The sequence below is a fragment of the Stenotrophomonas sp. JC08 genome, from assembly GCF_052180205.1.
Classification (GTDB): domain Bacteria; phylum Pseudomonadota; class Gammaproteobacteria; order Xanthomonadales; family Xanthomonadaceae; genus Stenotrophomonas.
Map to the genome: position 1 here is coordinate 2,865,928 of NZ_CP197473.1, position 17,509 is coordinate 2,883,436.

General features: G+C 64.7%; 19 protein-coding genes and 3 tRNA genes. 7 read left to right on the forward strand and 15 right to left on the reverse strand.

Annotation, left to right across the window (positions count from 1 at the left end; genetic code table 11):
• Positions 1-4 precede the first annotated feature (4 nt).
• Complete coding sequence (locus ACSBPQ_RS13140; protein WP_442684591.1) at positions 5-1,870, forward strand: EAL domain-containing protein; 1,866 nt, start codon at positions 5-7, stop codon at positions 1,868-1,870.
• Between the two features lie 2 nt (positions 1,871-1,872).
• Positions 1,873-4,197, forward strand: coding sequence for an ATP-binding protein (locus tag ACSBPQ_RS13145; protein WP_442682557.1), 2,325 nt, complete (start codon positions 1,873-1,875; stop codon positions 4,195-4,197).
• A gap of 7 nt (positions 4,198-4,204) precedes the next feature.
• Here the strand turns inward: ACSBPQ_RS13145 and bfr are convergent, their stop codons facing one another.
• The 3 genes from bfr to ACSBPQ_RS13160 all read right to left on the reverse strand — a co-directional run bounded on the left by bfr (position 4,205) and on the right by ACSBPQ_RS13160 (position 5,691).
• Positions 4,205-4,675, reverse strand: coding sequence for a bacterioferritin (gene bfr / locus ACSBPQ_RS13150; protein ID WP_442682558.1), 471 nt, complete (start codon positions 4,673-4,675; stop codon positions 4,205-4,207).
• Positions 4,676-4,783: 108 nt separating this feature from the next.
• The gene (locus ACSBPQ_RS13155) at positions 4,784-4,993 is read right to left on the reverse strand and encodes a (2Fe-2S)-binding protein (protein WP_442682559.1); all 210 of its coding nucleotides are present in this window, start codon (positions 4,991-4,993) and stop codon (positions 4,784-4,786) included.
• Between the two features lie 86 nt (positions 4,994-5,079).
• The gene (locus ACSBPQ_RS13160) at positions 5,080-5,691 is read right to left on the reverse strand and encodes an RNA pyrophosphohydrolase (protein ID WP_442682560.1); all 612 of its coding nucleotides are present in this window, start codon (positions 5,689-5,691) and stop codon (positions 5,080-5,082) included.
• Between the two features lie 119 nt (positions 5,692-5,810).
• Between ACSBPQ_RS13160 and ACSBPQ_RS13165 the strand changes: the two genes are divergently transcribed.
• The 3 genes from ACSBPQ_RS13165 to ACSBPQ_RS13175 all read left to right on the forward strand — a co-directional run bounded on the left by ACSBPQ_RS13165 (position 5,811) and on the right by ACSBPQ_RS13175 (position 6,180).
• A tRNA-Met gene (locus ACSBPQ_RS13165) sits at positions 5,811-5,887 on the forward strand.
• A 32-nt stretch (positions 5,888-5,919) separates the two neighbouring features.
• Positions 5,920-5,994, forward strand: a tRNA-Gln gene (locus tag ACSBPQ_RS13170).
• A gap of 111 nt (positions 5,995-6,105) precedes the next feature.
• Positions 6,106-6,180, forward strand: a tRNA-Gln gene (locus ACSBPQ_RS13175).
• A gap of 172 nt (positions 6,181-6,352) precedes the next feature.
• Here the strand turns inward: ACSBPQ_RS13175 and rpsI are convergent.
• Together rpsI and rplM are read right to left on the reverse strand one after the other, a co-directional pair.
• Positions 6,353-6,745 carry a 30S ribosomal protein S9 gene (rpsI, locus tag ACSBPQ_RS13180; protein ID WP_442682561.1) on the reverse strand — a complete coding sequence of 131 codons (393 nt, stop codon included), beginning with the start codon at positions 6,743-6,745 and terminating at the stop codon, positions 6,353-6,355.
• A gap of 2 nt (positions 6,746-6,747) precedes the next feature.
• Complete coding sequence (gene rplM, locus ACSBPQ_RS13185; RefSeq protein ID WP_442682562.1) at positions 6,748-7,176, reverse strand: 50S ribosomal protein L13; 429 nt, start codon at positions 7,174-7,176, stop codon at positions 6,748-6,750.
• Between the two features lie 201 nt (positions 7,177-7,377).
• Here rplM and coq7 point away from each other — a divergent pair, with 201 nt between their 5' ends.
• Entirely contained in the window at positions 7,378-8,025 is a 648-nt protein-coding gene (gene coq7, locus ACSBPQ_RS13190) for a 2-polyprenyl-3-methyl-6-methoxy-1,4-benzoquinone monooxygenase (RefSeq protein ID WP_442682563.1), read from the forward strand.
• Positions 8,026-8,108: 83 nt separating this feature from the next.
• On the opposite strand, the gene sugE is transcribed toward coq7, so the two are convergent.
• Positions 8,109-8,423: a quaternary ammonium compound efflux SMR transporter SugE gene (gene sugE / locus ACSBPQ_RS13195; protein ID WP_442682564.1), complete on the reverse strand. Its 315-nt coding sequence runs from the start codon at positions 8,421-8,423 to the stop codon at positions 8,109-8,111.
• Between the two features lie 147 nt (positions 8,424-8,570).
• The gene (gene speD, locus ACSBPQ_RS13200) at positions 8,571-9,365 is read right to left on the reverse strand and encodes an adenosylmethionine decarboxylase (RefSeq protein ID WP_442682565.1); all 795 of its coding nucleotides are present in this window, start codon (positions 9,363-9,365) and stop codon (positions 8,571-8,573) included.
• A 153-nt stretch (positions 9,366-9,518) separates the two neighbouring features.
• On the opposite strand from speD, the gene crp reads away from it, so the two are divergent.
• A complete protein-coding gene (gene crp, locus ACSBPQ_RS13205) occupies positions 9,519-10,208 on the forward strand; it encodes a cAMP-activated global transcriptional regulator CRP (RefSeq protein ID WP_442682566.1) in 690 nt (229 codons plus the stop codon).
• Positions 10,209-10,374: 166 nt separating this feature from the next.
• Here the strand turns inward: crp and ACSBPQ_RS13210 are convergent, their stop codons facing one another.
• The 8 genes from ACSBPQ_RS13210 to rpe form a co-directional block, all read right to left on the reverse strand.
• Entirely contained in the window at positions 10,375-11,094 is a 720-nt protein-coding gene (locus tag ACSBPQ_RS13210; RefSeq protein ID WP_442682567.1) for a haloacid dehalogenase-like hydrolase, read from the reverse strand.
• Positions 11,091-11,885, reverse strand: coding sequence for an indole-3-glycerol phosphate synthase TrpC (gene trpC / locus ACSBPQ_RS13215; RefSeq protein WP_442682568.1), 795 nt, complete (start codon positions 11,883-11,885; stop codon positions 11,091-11,093). Before trpC ends, ACSBPQ_RS13210 begins: the two co-directional genes overlap by 4 nt.
• Positions 11,886-11,935: 50 nt before the next feature.
• Entirely contained in the window at positions 11,936-12,973 is a 1,038-nt protein-coding gene (trpD, locus tag ACSBPQ_RS13220; protein WP_442682569.1) for an anthranilate phosphoribosyltransferase, read from the reverse strand.
• Between the two features lie 13 nt (positions 12,974-12,986).
• Positions 12,987-13,529, reverse strand: coding sequence for a DUF1543 domain-containing protein (locus ACSBPQ_RS13225; protein WP_442682570.1), 543 nt, complete (start codon positions 13,527-13,529; stop codon positions 12,987-12,989).
• Between the two features lie 34 nt (positions 13,530-13,563).
• On the reverse strand, positions 13,564-14,148 hold the full coding sequence (locus tag ACSBPQ_RS13230; RefSeq protein ID WP_442682571.1) for an anthranilate synthase component II: 585 nt from the start codon (positions 14,146-14,148) through the stop codon (positions 13,564-13,566).
• Positions 14,149-14,185: 37 nt separating this feature from the next.
• Entirely contained in the window at positions 14,186-15,676 is a 1,491-nt protein-coding gene (trpE, locus tag ACSBPQ_RS13235) for an anthranilate synthase component I (protein ID WP_442682572.1), read from the reverse strand.
• Positions 15,677-16,230: 554 nt separating this feature from the next.
• Positions 16,231-16,716: a GNAT family N-acetyltransferase gene (locus ACSBPQ_RS13240; protein ID WP_442682573.1), complete on the reverse strand. Its 486-nt coding sequence runs from the start codon at positions 16,714-16,716 to the stop codon at positions 16,231-16,233.
• A gap of 3 nt (positions 16,717-16,719) precedes the next feature.
• Entirely contained in the window at positions 16,720-17,394 is a 675-nt protein-coding gene (gene rpe / locus ACSBPQ_RS13245; protein WP_442682574.1) for a ribulose-phosphate 3-epimerase, read from the reverse strand.
• Positions 17,395-17,509: the final 115 nt, after the last annotated feature.

Genomic DNA, 17,509 nt, shown 5'->3' on the forward strand with positions numbered 1-17,509 from the left:
CATAATTCACGGTCGAGAGGGAGTATCAATGGCAACCAACGACACCGTGACCTCGTCCACGCGGCCGCTTCGCGCCGAGACCCCGCCGGCCAATTACTGGCAGCGCTGGAGTGTGGGCAATGCCGCCCCGGCTGGCCTTGCGGCCCTCGCAAGCACCTCCGCGCCTGCGCAGACGCCGACCCCGGCTCCGGCCGCAGCGGCAAGTGCCGCGCCGGGAGCTGCGCCGGAGGCTCCGTACCGGGTACTGATCGTCGAGGACGACCGCCCGCAGGCGCTGTTCGCGCAGAGCGTGCTGCACGGTGCCGGCATGCAGGCGATCGTGCAGATGGACGTGGAAGGCGTGCAGCAGGCGATCAGTGAGCACCGGCCCGACCTGGTGCTGATGGACCTGCACATGCCCGGCCTGGATGGCATGCGCCTGACCACGCTGATCCGCCAGAATCCGCAGCAGCAGCTGCTGCCGATCGTGTTCCTGACCGGCGACATGGACCCCGAGCGCCAGTTCGAGGTGCTCGACAGCGGCGCCGATGACTTTTTGACCAAGCCCATCCGCCCGCGCCACCTGGTGGCGGCGGTCTCCAACCGTATCCGCCGTGCACGCCAGCAGGCACAGGGCGCCGGCGGCGATGCACCGGCACTGGTCAATCCGGAAACCGGACTTCCCACCCGCCACAACCTGATGCTGCAGCTGACCGCGGCACTGGAGGGAAACCACGCGGGCGGGGTGATGTTCATCGAGGTCGCCAGCGCGCTGGGATTGCGCGAGCGCTATGGCTACGCCGCCTTCGAGCGGCTGATGGTGCAGGCCGGCCGCCGCCTGGCCGAAGCCGCCCGGCCACATCTGCTGGCACGCCTGAATGACAACAGCTTCCTGCTGCTGGCCCGTGACCTGGACGCAGCCGCGCTGGATGCGCTGGCGCACTCGGTGCGTGGGTCACTGTCGGCACATACGCTGCTGGCCCGCGAGGACGAGCCGATCCACCTGCGCTGCGCCATCGGCCATGCCAGCCTGTCACACGGTTTCAGAGACGCCGGCAGCGCGCTGGAAGCGGTGGAACGCGCCGCCCTGCAGGCGCGCCTGTTGACCGACGGGGTGGCCGCCTACCAGCCCACGGAAGATGCCACCGCGCATGAGCACCTGGCCCTGCTTGATGGCCAGATCGAGCTGGCCTACCAGCCCATCGTCGCCGTGGCCGGCGGTGACACCGCCCAGTACCAGGTGCTGCTGCGCCTGCGCAAGAGCGACGGTACCCTGCTGTCGGCCGGGCAGGTGATTCCCGCCGCCGAAGCCGCCGGACGCATTGCCGACCTCGACCAGCAGGTGCTCGACCACGCCCTCGGCATGCTGCACCTGTACCAGCACGCAACCCCGCCGATGCGGCTGTTCGTATCGCAATCCTTGCGCACACTGGCACGTGACAGCTTTGCCGAGTGGCTGCTGAAGGCCCTGCGCGAACGGCAGATCCCCGGCAACGGCCTGATCGTGGATGTGCGTCTGGACGATGCGCTGGTACATGCGGCCACCCTGCAGCAGTTCTGCCGCAAGCTGATGCCTGCCGGTGTGCAGTTCTGCCTGAGCCGGTTCGAGCCCGGTGATGAAGCCAATGCCCTGCTCACCCAGCTGCCGCTCAGCTATGTGCGCATGGCCGGCCGCTTTGCCCGCAGCGCCGGCGACCAGAAGCTGCGCGACGAGCTGCGCCTGGCCATCGACAGCGCCCGCCAGGCGGGGCTGCAGATCATCGGCCAGCAGATCGAGGATCCACAGGCGGCCGCGGCGATGTGGATGAGTGGCGTGGACTTCATCCAGGGCAACGTTGTGCAGTCGGTGGGAACCGAGCTGGATTTCGACTTCCAGAACGCGGTGCTTTGAGCATGCAGCCGGAAGCACGTACCGGTACAGGCACATACACGGCGCTGGCCGCCGCCGTCCTCGCAGTCGTCGCCGGCGCCTGCATCTGGCTGCTTCCGGCAAGCAGCGCGGCATTGGCCGCCACTGCCGCGGCGGTCGCCGCGGCCTGCTGCGCACTGTTTGCCGCAGGCGCGGCGCGTAACGCGGTGGACACCCTGGCAATTCGCCAGCGCCAATTACGGGAAGGCGAACGCGAGCTCGCGCAGCTGCGGCAGGAGGCGCTGCGCCACACCCGGCTGGAGCAACAGCTGCTGCTGGCCAAGCAGGAAGCAGAGGCCTCGACGCTGGCCAAAAGCGAGTTCCTGGCCACCATGAGTCATGAGATCCGCACCCCGCTCAACGGCATCATCCCGATGCTGGAGCTGGTTGCCCAAGGTCCGCTGGAACCCGAACAGCGGGAGATGCTCGACACCGCCCACGACAGCTCGCGCCAGCTGTTCCGCATCGTCGATGACATCCTTGATTACTCCAAGCTCGAAGCCCAGCGGCTGGAACTGGAGATCACCACCTTCAACCTGCGTGAACTGCTCGATTCGATGCTGCAGCTGATGCAGCGCTCGGCCGAGCACAAGGGGCTGCGCATCAGCCTGGACCTGGACCCGGCCGTGCGTCTTTCCGTGCGTGGCGACCCGGTGCGCCTGCGCCAGGTGTTGAGCAACCTGCTGGTCAACGCCATCAAGTTCACCGAGCACGGCAGCATCCAGATCCACGTCAAACGGCTGGGCGAAACCAATGCCCAGCACCAGCTGCGTTTCGAGGTCCGCGACAGTGGCATCGGCATCGATGCGCAGCAGCAGGAACGGCTGTTCAAGTCCTTCACCCAGGCCGATGCCTCCACCACCCGGCTGTACGGCGGCACCGGGCTGGGGCTTGCGATCTGCAAGCGCATCATCGACCTGATGCACGGGCAGATCGGCGTGATTTCCACGCCCGGCAACGGCGCCACCTTCTGGTTCGAGATCCCGCTGCTGAAGATCATCGGCGACCTGCACCAGAACGCACCGGCACACGATGCGCGGCGTGTCCTGCTGGTCACCCCCGAACCCCGCCTGCGCCAGCGGCTGGAACTGCTGCTGCAAAGCTGGGGCTTTGCAGTGCGCAGCGTGGATACCGTGCAGGAGGCGCTGGAGCGCCTGCGCAATGGCAGCCCGCAACGGGGCGCCTGCGATATCGTCATCGGCGACCTGGAGCCGTTGCGCCACAGCGCACTGGCCCTGCACCGCGCCATCGCCCGCAAGGGACACGGGGACCTGCATCTGGTCTGGCTGTATGGCGAAGCCAGCTTCGCCGAGGAACTGCGCTCGCACGGCACCCTGCTTCCGCGACAAAGCCCCGACGCCGACCTGCGCTCGGCCCTGACTCCCGCAGCACCGGCCGCTCCGGCGTTCGCCGCCGCCGTCGACACGATCACCCACGACGCCCCCGTCAGTGGCTCGATTGCGGGCAGCCGCCTGCTGCTGGTCGAGGACAATCCTGTGAACCTGCTGGTCGCACAGAAGCTGATGTCCGTGCTCGGCTGCCAGGCCGACACCGCGATCAATGGCGAAATCGCCCTGCAGAAGATGCGCGACCACCCTTACGACGCCGTGCTGATGGATTGCCAGATGCCGGTGCTCGACGGCTATAGCGCCACCCGGCACTGGCGCACGCATGAAGCGGCCAACGGCTTGCCGCGCCTGCCCATCATCGCCATGACCGCCAACGCCATGGCCGGTGACCGCCAGCGCTGCCTGGATGCCGGCATGGACGATTACCTGTCAAAGCCCATCTCCCGCCAGGAACTGGCCGCCTGCCTGCAGCGCTGGTGCAGCCCCGCACCGGCGCCAGCAACCCGCACACAGACTCCCGAACCCGCCATTGCGGCAACCGCGATCGTGGTGCCGGAAGAATCCGCCTCGCCCACCCCACCGTCCGCTTCGCTGCCGGTGCTGCAGCGCGATGTACTGGATGAGCTTCGCGAGATCGCCGGCGCGGAAACCGCCACCATCATCGACGTATTCCTTGACGACACTTCGCCGGTGGTGCGCAAGCTGCAAGAGGCGGCACTGGTTCCGGATCTGGACCAGCTGCGCGAACTAGCCCACAGCCTCAAATCCTCCAGTGCGAATGTCGGCGCGATGGCCCTGTCAGCGGCCGCCCGCCGCATCGAACTGGACGCCCGCGCCGGCACCCTGGATCGGCCGGCCGTCATGGTGGCGCTGGTCATCGCCGAGTTCGCCCGCGCACGGCTGGCATTGATCGGCTACCAGTCGGAAATGCGCGAGGCGGCCACCGTGCTGGAACGCTGAGCCGCGCTCAGTCGTCCAGCTTGGTCAGCAGGTAGTTCGGTTCGCCGATACGCTGGATCAGGTCCAGCTGGGTCTCCAGCCAGTCGATGTGCTCCTCTTCGGAATCGAGGATCTTCACGAACAGCTCGCGACTGACGTAATCAGCAATGCTCTCGGCATAGGCCACGGCCTCGCGCAGTACGACCACCGCCTCGTTTTCCAGCGCCAGATCGCACTTGAGGATCTCGACCGGGTTCTCGCCGATACGCAGCTTCCCCAGCGCCTGGAAATTGGGCAGGCCTTCAAGGAACAGGATGCGGTCGGACAAGGCGTCCGCATGCTTCATTTCCTCGATCGACTCTTTGTATTCGTGCTCGGCAAGCTCCTTCAACCCCCAGTTCTTCAGCATCTTGGCGTGCAGAAAGTACTGGTTGATGGCGGTCAACTCGTTGTAGAGGACCTTGTTGAGGAATCCGATGACTTTGGCGTCGCTCTTCATTGCGCTAGCTCCAGCAGATGTTCTGCGAACACTCTAGCGCTTAGTGGGAAATCGCGAAGAAACGCGAATCGTGATCATTGACCACGCCCTAAGCCGGGGGTCGGACGATCAGGCCGCCTGCGCGAGCCCCAGGACCGGCAACGGCAACGACCGCGTGTTTCGTGCCTGTTCCAGCAAGTCGGCCGCCATTCCCAGGCACGACCCGCAATTGGAGCCGCAGCCGGTACGCATGGTCAATTCCGCAACGGTTTCACAGCCGGCGAGTGCGGCTTCGCGGATCTGGTGATCGGTCACCCCGATACAGATGCAGACGTACATGCTGCGTTGACCTCGAGCAGCCGGATTGGCTGATCGAGATTCAACCGCAAACGCGAATGGTTGTCAATTGAGAAAGTGAACCTTCCCTAATCTTCCTGCGCGCGCCGCCGCGGCCACGCGGAATTGCGTCCGTTCCGCTTGCGCGGACGGTCATGGCCGGCATTGCTTCCCGGCAACCAGGCTTCCTGCGCCGCACGCGGCATCGCCTGTATGCCACCCCCGGCCACTCCTTGCGCCAGTGGCGCCAGATGCCGCAAGGCGCGCGCATACACGCCCCGCTTGAACATCACCACATGCTCCACCGGATACCAGAAATCCACCCAGCGCCAGTGGTCGAACTCGGGACTGTCGGTCATGTCCAGCCGCACATGCGCCTCGTCACCCGTCAGCCGCAACAGGAACCAGACCTGCTTCTGGCCGACGCAGATCTGCCGTTCGTTGTGGCGGATCGCCCGGGAGGGCAGCCGGTAACGCAACCAGCCGGGCGTCGCTCCCAGCACTTCGACGTGCTCGGGCAACAGACCGGTTTCTTCCTGCAACTCGCGATACATGGCCTCGATCGGCGTTTCGTCGGTATTCATTCCACCCTGCGGGAACTGCCAGCCATCCCGACGCACACGGCGCGCCCAGAACACCTGTCCATCCTCACGCATCAGCACAATGCCGACGTTCGGTCGATAGCCGTCCGGATCGATCACGATGCGGACTCCTGAAAAATCTACTGCAGTGACTCTGCCATGGTGACCGCCGGGCCACAAGCGCGGAAAAAATCTATTGACATGAACCGGCTACCCGAGAATAATTGCGGGCTCCCTGAGGCTATGTAGCTCAGCCGGTTAGAGCACAGCACTCATAATGCTGGGGTCGGTGGTTCGAGTCCACCCATAGCCACCAAGGGAACGAGAGCTGGAAAGCCCTCAACCTGCAGCCCCGTCGCCAAGCGGTAAGGCACCTGACTCTGACTCAGGCATTCGGAGGTTCGAATCCTTCCGGGGCTGCCAAATTCCAGAAAGCCAGATCTCTGATCTGGCTTTTTTTCATCGCACCGCAGCACGCACGATTGCCCGCACCTTGGCCTTCGATCTGCCGCATGCGATAATCACGCATTCCACAGCCCCGTCGCCAAGCGGTAAGGCACCTGACTCTGACTCAGGCATTCGGAGGTTCGAATCCTTCCGGGGCTGCCAGATACCAAAAGGCCAGATCGAATGATCTGGCCTTTTTCTTTGCCCGGAATCCGCCGAGACTGCGCGGACCGGCAAAACACCTGCCACCAGAACAGCAAAAGCCCGGCCAGGCCGGGCTTTTGCTCCGCAACCAGCCGGGCAACCGGAGTTGCCCGATCCAGCACGCTGGAAATCAGCGCTTGGAGAACTGGGTGGCGCGACGGGCCTTGTGCAGACCGACCTTCTTACGCTCGACTTCACGGGCGTCACGGGTCATGAAGCCGGCCTTGCGCAGCTCGGTCTTCAGGGTTTCGTCGTATTCGACCAGCGCACGGGCGATGCCCAGACGGATCGCACCGGCCTGACCGGTGGTGCCGCCACCGGAGGCGGTGACCAGGATGTCGAAGCTCTCGGTGTTGTTGGTCAGTTCCAGCGGCTGACGCACGATCATGCGCGCGGTTTCACGACCAAAGAACTCGTCCAGCGGACGGCCGTTGACGGTGATGTTGCCGGCACCCTTGCGCAGGAACACACGGGCGGTGGAGGACTTGCGGCGGCCAGTGCCGTAGTTTTGCGTGATAGCCATGATTAGATATCCAGAACTTGCGGCTGCTGGGCGGCGTGCGGGTGCTCGGCGCCGGCGTAGACCTTGAGCTTGCGGTACATCTGGCGACCCAGCGGACCCTTCGGCAGCATGCCCTTGACCGCGGTCTCGAGCACACGCTCCGGGTGACGCTCAAGCGCCTGGCCCAGCGATTCGCTCTTCAGGTTGCCGATATAGCCGGTGAAACGGTGATACATCTTGTCCTGCAGCTTGTTGCCGGTGACGGCAATCTTTTCTGCATTGATGACGACCAGGTAGTCGCCCGTATCAACGTGGGGGGTGTAAACCGGCTTGTGCTTGCCGCGCAGACGGCGGGCCAGTTCGGTAGCCAGACGGCCAAGGGTCTTGCCTTCGGCGTCAACGAGGTACCAGTCGCGCTGGACGGTCTCGTTCTTTGCAGTGAAAGTGCTCATAAAGAACTCTGTTAGGTCGGGCTCATTGCGACGGAAGGCCCGCCGGAACTCTGCCACGCGTTGTGAAGATGAAACACAAGCGCCGAATCATACCCCCCGAGTGGGGCGGGCGCAAGCTCCCGCACCTTGTGGCAACAGGTGGCCTTGGCAGGCCCGGGAGCAGCGGCGAGAATCCCGACACCCCGCCCGCTCCAGACCGCCATGACCACCACCGCCCGCGTACAGACCCCGCTGGACCACCTGCTCACCGAAGCACAACGCGCACTGGACACGGTGTTCGGCAACCCGGCGGCGGCCCGCGCCAACCCTGCCGGGAATACCCCCGAGGTGGTCCTGGAGCCGGCGGAGACGCGCCATGCCGCCGGCCTGATGCGCATCAACCATGTCGGCGAAGTCTGCGCCCAGGGGCTGTACTTCGGCCAAGCTGCGGTTGCCCGCGACCCCGCCACCCGTGAGCACCTGCTTGCCGCGGCGCAGGAGGAAACCGACCACCTGAGCTGGTGCGCCGACCGCCTGCGCGAACTGGGCAGCCGCCCCAGCCTGTTCAACCCGCTGTGGTATGCCGGCAGCTACACCATCGGCACTCTGGCGGGCCTGCGTGGCGACGGCTGGAACCTGGGCTTCGTGGTGGAGACCGAGCGCCAGGTCGAAGCCCACCTCGACGAGCATCTGGAAACCCTGCCGGCAGCCGACCAGCGCAGCCGCGAGATCCTCAAGGTAATGAAGGACGATGAGGCCCGCCACGCCGAGCATGCCGAACATGCCGGCGCCCGCAAACTGCCCTTCCCGATCCCCTCGGCGATGGCACTGGCCTCCAAAGTCATGAAGACCGTGGCCTACCGGATCTGAACCGAAACCGGCAGGACAGGGGCGGTGCCGGACATTGCCGGCGACGCCCCCTTCACGGCATTGCCCGACACCTCGAGCCGCTGTCAGCCGAACAGCTTCAGGCCGATCACACCCGAAACGATCAGGCCGATGCACAGCAGGCGCGGCCAGGAAGCACTGTCGCCAAACAGCACGATGCCCAGCGCCGCGGCGCCCACCGCCCCGATCCCGGTCCATATCGCATAGCCGGTGCCGATCGGAATCGACCGCAACGACTGCGACAGGCACCAGAAGCTCACCCCCATCGCCACCAGCGTGCCCACGCTGGGCCACAGGCGCGTCCAGCCTTCGGTGTACTTCAGGCCGATGGCCCAGACCACTTCGAACAGACCGGCCACCAGCAGATAGATCCAGGCCATCGTGTTTTCTCCCTGATTTCATGCCAAAAAAAACGGCCCGGTGCGTGAGCTCCGGGCCGCCGTCGGCTGTGGTCCCCGGATCATCCCGGGGGGCGGGCCGTCCCGCCTGTCGCGCGCACCGGCAATGCCGGCCCACGCAGTGAGCGCTTACTCGGCCAGGTTGCGGCCGTGGAACAGTTCCTCGATCTCGCGCTTGAGCAGCGTTTCGATCTTCATGCGTTCCTTGAAGGACAGGTTCCTGGCCTTCTCCTCGAACAGGTACTGGTCCAGGTCGAAGTCCTTCAGGTGCATCTTCGTGTGGAAGATGTTTTCCTGGTAGACGTTGACATCGAAGGTCTGGTAACGCGACTTGATGTTCTTGGCCAGGAAGTTCTGGATCGAATTGATCTTGTGATCGATGTAGTGCTTCTTGCCCTTCACGTCACGGGTGAAGCCACGCACGCGGTAATCCATGATCACGATGTCCGATTCCAGACTCTCGATCAGGTAGTTCAACGCCTTCAGCGGCGAGATCACGCCGCAGGTGGCCACATCGATGTCGGCACGGAACGTGGCGATACCTTCCTGCGGATGCGTCTCCGGGTAGGTGTGCACGGTGATGTGCGACTTGTCCATGTGCGCGACCACCGCATCGGAGATCAGTTCCTTGCCGGCCGCCTGCTTGTCGATCACCGGCTCCTCGGAGATGAGGATGGTCACCGACGCGCCCTGCGGGTCGTAGTCCTGGCGTGCGATATTGAGAATGTTCGCACCAATGATTTCGGCAACGTCCGTGAGGATCTGCGTGAGACGATCGGCGTTGTATTCCTCGTCGATGTACTCGATGTAGCGCTGGCGTTCCTCTTCGCTGCGCGCGTAGCAGACGTCATAAATGTTGAAGCTCAAGGCCTTGGTGAGGTTGTTGAACCCTTGCAACCTCAGGCGAGGCAACGGCTTGACCACGGCGGTCGATCCTGTGAATGGTGGGAAAGGGGTCGATTATGGGGCAAAGTTCCCCCCTGTGATACGTGCATCCGGTCATATAGGTTTGCCCGCCATCATGCGCGTCGCTAAGCTTGCCCGGATCGGCGGGTTCACCGCCCCACGAATGTCATCATGAGCCAAGGGAACGTCAAAACCGTGTCTACTGCGCGTCTCGCCTCCAGCCCACTGGCTCTGGACATAGCCACCATCGATCGTTTCCTGGCCCACAGCCACCGCCGCCGCTATCCCACCCGGACCGATGTTTTCCGCCCCGGCGACGCCGCCGGCACCATGTATTACGTCATCAGCGGCTCGGTCAGCATCATTGCCGAGGAAGAGGACGACCGCGAACTGGTGCTGGGCTATTTCGGCGCCGGCGAGTTCGTCGGCGAGATGGGCCTGTTCATCGAGTCGGACAAGCGCGAGGTCATCCTGCGTACCCGCACCCCGTGTGAACTGGCCGAAATCAGCTACGAGCGTCTGCATCAGCTGTTCCTCGGGCCGCTGTCCGCGGATGCGCCCAAGCTGCTGTATGCGATCGGCTCACAGATCTCGCGACGTCTGCTGCACACCAGCCGCAAGGCCAGCCGGCTGGCGTTCCTAGACGTGACCGACCGCATCATCCGCACCCTGCACGACCTGGCCAAGGAGCCGGAGTCGATGAGCCATCCGCAAGGCACGCAGCTGCGGATTTCGCGCCAGGAAATCGCCCGGCTGGTCGGCTGTTCGCGTGAAATGGCCGGCCGGGTACTGAAGAAGCTGCAGGTCGACGGCCTGCTGCATGCGCGCGGCAAGACCGTGGTGCTGTACGGAACCCGCTGAACCGGCTTCAGGCAGACGCTCCGCCCGGCATTGTCGGAAGAGCATCAACGCATAAGCGGGAGCCTGCCACATCCGTGTATGACAGGCTCTTTTCCGGTCACGGCCAAGAGGGGCGGCTTCTGATGGCCGCCCGCATCACCTTGTGACTGTCCGGATTGCGTCCCGGTCAGGGCAGTGGATCACCACCACGGCCCGGGCAACCCCAGTTCAGGATCGGTGTACCGGCCGGCAATACCTTGCCGAAATACGCCACGCGCGAATGCTTCGGATTGACCACCACCGGCGCCCTGGCCGCCTTGAGCAGCGGCAGGTCGGCGGTGCTGTCCGAATAGGCGATGGCGATGTCGCCGTAGCCGCGTTCGCGCAGCATGCGCATTTTTTCCTCGTTGTGGCAGTGCCGGGTGGCGCCCATCGCCCCCAGTCGCGGGCCTACCTCGCTGCCGATCACCGGCACGCCCTGATGGGCGACGAACGTGAGGATGGCGCGGGCCAGCTCCGGCGGTGCGCCGGTGGCGACCACCACCCGGTCACCGGCCCTGCGGTGCGCGGCGAACACGTCCAGCGCATGCGGCAGCAGCTTCTGGCGGATTTCCGCCTCATGCCGGAGCACGTACTGGTCGATGATGCGGTTGAACTCACGCGCCCGGTGCAGGCCGAACGTGGCGATCCACACATAACCGGAAATCCCGAAGCGCCGGGTCGGCAACATCGCCACCAACGGTCCGAAAACCGGGGTGATGAGCAATGCGGCCAGCAGCCGCAACGGATTGCGCTTGATCAGCCAGGCGAACAGGTGGCTGCCCGAATCGCCGTCGTACAGGGTGTGATCGAAGTCGAAGACGACCAGCTGCGCGTCGTCATGGGGAACAGGATAGGAGTCGCTCATGCCGGAAAGAATAGCTGACGCAGGCCCTCACCCGGCTCGTCCACGCGCATGAAAGCCTCACCGACGAGGAACGCATTGATGCCGGCGTCGCGCATGGTCGTCACGTCGGCCGGACCGAGGATGCCGCTTTCGGTGACCAGCAGGCGGTCGCGCGGCACCGCGTCCTTCATCGACAAGGTGGTGTCCAGCGAAACCTCGAACGTGCGCAGGTTGCGGTTGTTGATGCCCACCAGCGGCACCGGCACCTGCAGCGCGCGCTCGAGCTCGTCGATGTCGTGCACTTCCACCAGCACGTCCATGCCCAGCTGCATCGCCAGATCGGACAGCTCGGCCAGCTGGCGATCATCCAGCGCGGCGACGATCAGCAGGACGCAATCGGCACCCAGCACGCGGGCCTCGACCACCTGGTATGGATCGATCACGAAGTCCTTGCGCAGCACCGGCAACGTGCAGGCCTCGCGTGCCTGCTGCAGGTAGGCGTCGGCACCCTGGAAGAAATCCACGTCGGTCAGCACCGACAGGCAGCTGGCACCGCCAAACTCGTAACTCACGGCGATGTCGGCCGGATGGAACTCGGCGCGGATCACGCCCTTGGACGGACTGGCCTTCTTGATCTCGGCGATCACCGCAGGGTCGCCATTGGCGATGGCCGCCTGCAGCGCATTGGCAAAGCCGCGCACCGGCGGCGCATCGGCCACGCGCGCTTTCAACTCGGCCAACGGCATGCGGGCACTGCGCTCGGCCACCTCCTGCGATTTGCGGGCGAGGATGGTGTTGAGGATGTCACTCATGGATCGGCTTCCTGGAAGACGGGTGTTGCGGATACGGAAAATCGGAAAACTCAGGACTTGCCGGCCAGCATACGGCTGGCGGCGACGTACTGCTGCATGCGCGCACGGGCACTGCCATCGGCGATCACCGCGCGTGCGCGCGCCAGGCCATCGGCGATGCTGTCGGCCACGCCGGCCACATACAGCGCGGCGCCGGCATTGAGCGCGACGATGTCGTTGGCCGGGCCGGGCACGTTGTCCAGCACGCCACGCAGCATGGCGATGGACTCTTCCGGATTGGCGACCTTGAGATTGCGGCTGGCGGACATGGCGATGCCGAAGTCTTCCGGATGGATTTCATACTCGCGCACCTTGCCGTCACGCAGCTCGCCAACCAGCGTGCCGGCGCCCAGCGAGATCTCGTCCATGTTGTCGCGACCCCACACCACCAGCGCCCGTTCTGCGCCCAGCTCGCCGAGCACACGCGCCTGGATGCCGACCAGATCCGGATGGAACACGCCCATCAGGATATTGGTGGCACCGACCGGGTTGGTCAGCGGACCGAGGATGTTGAAAATGGTGCGCACGCCCATCTCCCGGCGTACCGGCGCCACGACCTTCATCGCCGGGTGGTGCATCGGCGCGAACATGAAGCCGATGCCGGTCTGCTCGATCGCAACAGCCACCTGCTCCGGGGTGAGCTCGATCACCGCCCCCAGCGCCTCCACCGCATCGGCGCTGCCGGATTTGGACGACACGCTGCGGTTGCCATGCTTGGCCACCTTGGCGCCGGCCGCGGCCACCACGAACATCGAGCAGGTAGAGATGTTGAAGGTATGCGAGCCATCGCCACCGGTCCCGACGATATCGACCAGATGGGTCTTGTCGGACACCTGTACCGGCAACGCGAACTCGCGCATCACCGTGGCCGCGCCGGCGATCTCGCCCACGGTTTCCTTCTTGACGCGCAGGCCGGTGAGGATCGCCGCGGTCATGGTCGGCGAGATTTCCCCGCGCATGATCTGCCGCATCAGCTCGACCATTTCGTCGAAGAAGATTTCCCGATGCTCGATGGTGCGTTGCAGGGCTTCCTGCGCGGTGATGGTCATGAAAACTCCAGTGTCAGGAAATAACGATGTAGTCGCTGTGGCAGCGGATGCCGGTGTGGGGGCCGGGGATCAGCTGCACATGCAGGCCACCGATCGGGCCGACAGGCAGGCAGCTGTCCACGTCCAGCAAGGCGTCACGGTGCGGCTTGACCCACTGCGCTTCGGCCTGCGCCAGTGCCTTGTGTTTGGCTTCCACCGCGTCGGCGGCGATCACCAGCAGATAGCGGTGCGCTTCACCGAACTCGCCGTCCACGTAACCACCGAGGTTGACGAAGAACAGCGTCGGCGCATCGGCAGCGGGCGCATCCTGCGACAGGCGTACCTGCCAGTCCTCGACGCCGTCGACCGTCATCCACGAATCCAGGTGCAACCCGCCCGGCTCGCCGAACCATTGCTGGCGCAGCTGCGCGTAGGTCTGCCCGATCTCCGGCGCGACCGCGAACACCACGTCATGCACTTCGGTATTGGCACGCGCATGACGGCCACCGAGCATCACCACGAACAGCCGCAGGTCCGCATCACTCACGATGCCGGCCCCACGGCTACCGTCAGGCAACAGCGACTGGACTGCTGGAGATGACGCAAGGCGATCAGCACGTACGATCCAGGAAGTTCTTCAACAATGCGTGACCGTGCTGGGTGAGGATCGACTCGGGATGGAACTGCACGCCTTCCACCGGATATTCACGGTGCCGCAGGCCCATGATCTCCTCCATCGAACCATCCGGATTCTCGGTCCAGGCGGTGATCTCCAGTTCGGCCGGCAAGCTGTCCTTGTCCACCACCAGCGAGTGGTAACGGGTGGCCTCATAGCCGTCCGGCAGACCGGCGAACACGCCCTTGCCTTCATGCCGGATGGCCGAAGTCTTGCCGTGCATGATGTTGCCGGCGCGGATCACGTTCCCGCCATACACCTGGCCGATGCTCTGGTGGCCCAGACACACGCCGAACAGGGGAATGCTCGGCCCCAACTGGCGGATCACCTCCAGCGATACACCGGCTTCGTTGGGCGTCTTCGGTCCGGGAGAAACCACGATGTGCGAGGGTTGCAACGCGGCGATCTGCTCGACGCTGATCGCGTCATTGCGCACCACCTTCACCTCGGCACCCAGCATCTGCAGGTATTGCACAAGGTTGAAGGTGAAGCTGTCGTAGTTGTCGATCATCAACAGCATGGGAATTCCTGCCTGTAGGTCGGTAACGGACGCGGGATCAAAGCCCCTTCGCCGCCTGCGCCACCGCGCGGAACAGCGCGCGGCCCTTGTTCATGGTTTCCTGCCACTCGGCGTCCGGATCGGAGTCATGGACCACGCCGCCGCCGGCCTGCACGTACAGGTGGCCGTCCTGGATCACCGCGGTGCGGATGGCGATGGCGGTATCGGCATCGCCGTGCCAGCCGATGTAGCCGACCGCACCGGAGTACACGTTGCGCTTGACCGGCTCCAGCTCGCGGATGATTTCCAATGCACGGATCTTCGGTGAACCGCTGACCGTGCCGGCCGGAAAGGTCGCCCGCAGCACGTCGCTGTAGCTCAGGCCCGCCTTCAGCGTGCCGGTCACTTCGCTGACGATATGCATGACGTGGCTGTAGCGTTCGATCACGAACTGCTCGCCCACCTGCACGGTGCCCGGCTCGGCAATGCGGCCGACGTCGTTGCGGCCCAGATCGATCAGCATCACGTGCTCGGCACGTTCCTTCGGATCGGCCAGCAGCTCGGCTTCCAACGCCTTGTCCAGCTCCGGCGTGGCGCCGCGTGGGCGGGTACCGGCGATCGGCCGCACAGTGACCACGCCATCGCGCAGCCGCGCGAGGATCTCCGGCGACGAACCCACCACCTGAGTGCCACCCACGTCGATGAAATACATGTATGGCGACGGATTCAACGCACGCAGCGCGCGGTAGACGTCGATCGGCCGCGCGCGGAACGGCACGCGCAAGCGCTGGCTCGGCACCACCTGGAAGATGTCGCCGGCAAGCACGTATTCCTGGGCCTTGCGCACCACCGCGTGATATTCCTCGCGGGTGAAGGAGGACTGGAAATCCTGCTCGTCGATGGCATCGGACACCTGCGGCTGCGGGTAACCGGCACCGCCCTGGCGCAGGCGATGGGCCAGCTCATCAAGACGACGGTTTGCCCGCGCCCAGGCCTGCGGCTGTGACGGGTCGGCGTGCACGATCAGGTACAGGCGACCCTTGAGGTTGTCGAACACCGCCAGCTCTTCGGACAGCATCAGCAGGATGTCCGGCGTACCGAGTTCATCAGGCTTGTCGCCCGCACCCAGATGCGGTTCGATGTACTGGATGCACTCGAAGCCGAACCAGCCGACCAGGCCGCCGGTGAAACCCGGCAGGCCGTCCAGCTGCGGCACCGAATACTGCTTGCGCAGCACTTCCACTTCGGCCAGCGGATCGGCAACCTCGCGGCGCTCCACCACTTCGCCCAGTTCGCTCACTTCCAGCGTATGGCCGCGGAAGCTGTAGATGCGGCGTGCGGGCATGCCGATGATCGAATAACGACCGAAGCGCTCACCGCCCTCGACCGATTCGAACAGATAGGTATACGGACCGTCGGCGAGCTTCAGGTAGACCGAAAGCGGCGTGTCCAGGTCGGACAGCACTTCACGGACGACGGGGACGAAATTGTGCGGGGGTGCGCTATGGCCTTCAGTGGCCAGCTGCTGGAACTGCTCTTGCGTGATCAAGACGGCTTTCCTTCCGGGAATCGACGGTGGCGGTACGGACGACGGCAACGGGCCACCATCGCCACCAGCGGCGAGCGGAAGAAAGGTAACGCTTGGTCGTCAGAATGGGCACCGCGCAACTCTACCGCAAGATCGTGCCGCGGTGTGCATCTGCAACAGGCGCAAATGCTTGCAGTGGCAACGATCCAGCCATCAAACAACGGGGTTCCGGCAGGCACCTGCGCATACAACCGGCCTGCCCTTGAGAGTGAGGAACCGGAGTACCGGCCTCATGTCCTTCTCAAGCAGATAACGCGGCCCGTTGCGTCAGCGCATACCGGTGATTGTCACGCCGCTGTCATTGTCGATCCGGAGAATGGAAGTCCATAGCAGGGACGATGGATGGAGGCAGGATCAGCCTCCGATGGATTCCCCGGCCGCAGTGGCGACACTGCGGCTTTTTTGTCTTCTTGCGCATGTGCCGCAGCCTCATTGATATGAGCTTCGCGGCTTACACCGCTCCTGCGAAATCGTGGCACCACAAACGCCTCTGCCGGGCATGGCTCGGCACTACGCTAGCGGCCTTCAGCAAACTTGCGCAGAGCATCGCCCTGCAGCCGGTACACCGTCCACTCGTCCTGCGCCACGGCGCCGGCCGCCTTGTAGAACTCGATGGCCGGCGTATTCCAGTCCAGCACCGACCACTCGAATCGCCCGCAGCCCTGCGCCACCGCCAGCCTGGCGATGTGCTGCAGCAGCGCCTTGCCGGCACCGCTGCCGCGCTGCTCGGGGCTGATGTACAGGTCTTCCAGATAGATGCCGTTGCGGCCCAGCCACGTGGAGTAGTTGTAGAAGTACACCGCGTAGCCGATCGCCTGCCCGTCGCGTTCGCACACCAGCGCCTGCGCCTTGGCATCGGCACCGAACAGGCTGGCACGGATGCCGGCCTCATCGGTCTGCACCGAGGATTCGGCCTTCTCGTAGATCGCCAGTTCGCGGATGAAATGCAGGATCAGCCCCGCATCCTCGGCCGTTGCGGGACGGATGTGGACGTCGGCCATAGCTCAGCTTCGCGCCGTGGCGACGTTCGTACGCATTTTGGCAATCACGTCGGCATAGTCCGGCGCATTGAAGATGGCCGAGCCGGCGACAAACGCGTCGGCGCCAGCAGCGGCGATCGCACCGATGTTGTCGGCCTTGACGCCACCATCCACTTCCAGGGTGATCGGCTTGCCGAGCTTGTCGATCATCGCCCGCACCGCGCGCAGCTTGTCCAGCGTGGACGGGATGAACGCCTGGCCGCCGAAGCCGGGGTTGACCGACATCAGCAGCACCAGGTCCAGGTCCTCCAGCACCCAGTCCAGCACTTCCACCGACGTACCCGGATTCAGTACCAGTCCGGCCTTGCAGCCGTGCGACTTGATCAGCTGGATGGTGCGATGCACGTGGCGGCTGGCTTCCGGGTGGAAGCTGATGATGCTGGCGCCGGCCTCGGCGAAGTCCGGGACGATACGGTCTACCGGCTCGACCATCAGGTGCACGTCGATCGGCGCGGTCACGCCGTGCTTGCGCAGCGCCTGGCAGACCATCGGGCCAATGGTGAGGTTGGGCACGTAATGGTTGTCCATCACGTCGAAATGGACCCAGTCGGCGCCAGCGGCCAGCACGTTGTCGACCTCCTCGCCGAGCTTGGCGAAATTGGCCGACAGGATGGAGGGGGCGATGATGCAGTTGGACATGGTGGAAGAGCCTTGTAGAACGGGTTCACGTTCCGTCGCGAGCGACGGTCTGCGCGCCGTGGCGTAGCGGAGCAAGCGCAGCGTATGTGGAATACGTGAGCATTGCGAGCAACGC

Bases quoted from the DNA above. Each gene is read 5' to 3' on its own strand.
- ACSBPQ_RS13145 (WP_442682557.1), top strand. From the start codon at position 1,873: ATGCAGCCGGAAGCACGTACCGGTACAGGCACATACACGGCGCTGGCC.
- bfr (WP_442682558.1), bottom strand. From the start codon at position 4,675: ATGAAGAGCGACGCCAAAGTCATCGGATTCCTCAACAAGGTCCTCTAC.
- ACSBPQ_RS13155 (WP_442682559.1), bottom strand. From the start codon at position 4,993: ATGTACGTCTGCATCTGTATCGGGGTGACCGATCACCAGATCCGCGAA.
- rpsI (WP_442682561.1), bottom strand. From the start codon at position 6,745: ATGGCTATCACGCAAAACTACGGCACTGGCCGCCGCAAGTCCTCCACC.
- rplM (WP_442682562.1), bottom strand. From the start codon at position 7,176: ATGAGCACTTTCACTGCAAAGAACGAGACCGTCCAGCGCGACTGGTAC.
- coq7 (WP_442682563.1), top strand. From the start codon at position 7,378: ATGACCACCACCGCCCGCGTACAGACCCCGCTGGACCACCTGCTCACC.
- sugE (WP_442682564.1), bottom strand. From the start codon at position 8,423: ATGGCCTGGATCTATCTGCTGGTGGCCGGTCTGTTCGAAGTGGTCTGG.
- crp (WP_442682566.1), top strand. From the start codon at position 9,519: ATGAGCCAAGGGAACGTCAAAACCGTGTCTACTGCGCGTCTCGCCTCC.
- ACSBPQ_RS13210 (WP_442682567.1), bottom strand. From the start codon at position 11,094: ATGAGCGACTCCTATCCTGTTCCCCATGACGACGCGCAGCTGGTCGTC.
- trpC (WP_442682568.1), bottom strand. From the start codon at position 11,885: ATGAGTGACATCCTCAACACCATCCTCGCCCGCAAATCGCAGGAGGTG.
- trpD (WP_442682569.1), bottom strand. From the start codon at position 12,973: ATGACCATCACCGCGCAGGAAGCCCTGCAACGCACCATCGAGCATCGG.
- ACSBPQ_RS13230 (WP_442682571.1), bottom strand. From the start codon at position 14,148: ATGCTGTTGATGATCGACAACTACGACAGCTTCACCTTCAACCTTGTG.
- ACSBPQ_RS13240 (WP_442682573.1), bottom strand. From the start codon at position 16,716: ATGGCCGACGTCCACATCCGTCCCGCAACGGCCGAGGATGCGGGGCTG.
- rpe (WP_442682574.1), bottom strand. From the start codon at position 17,394: ATGTCCAACTGCATCATCGCCCCCTCCATCCTGTCGGCCAATTTCGCC.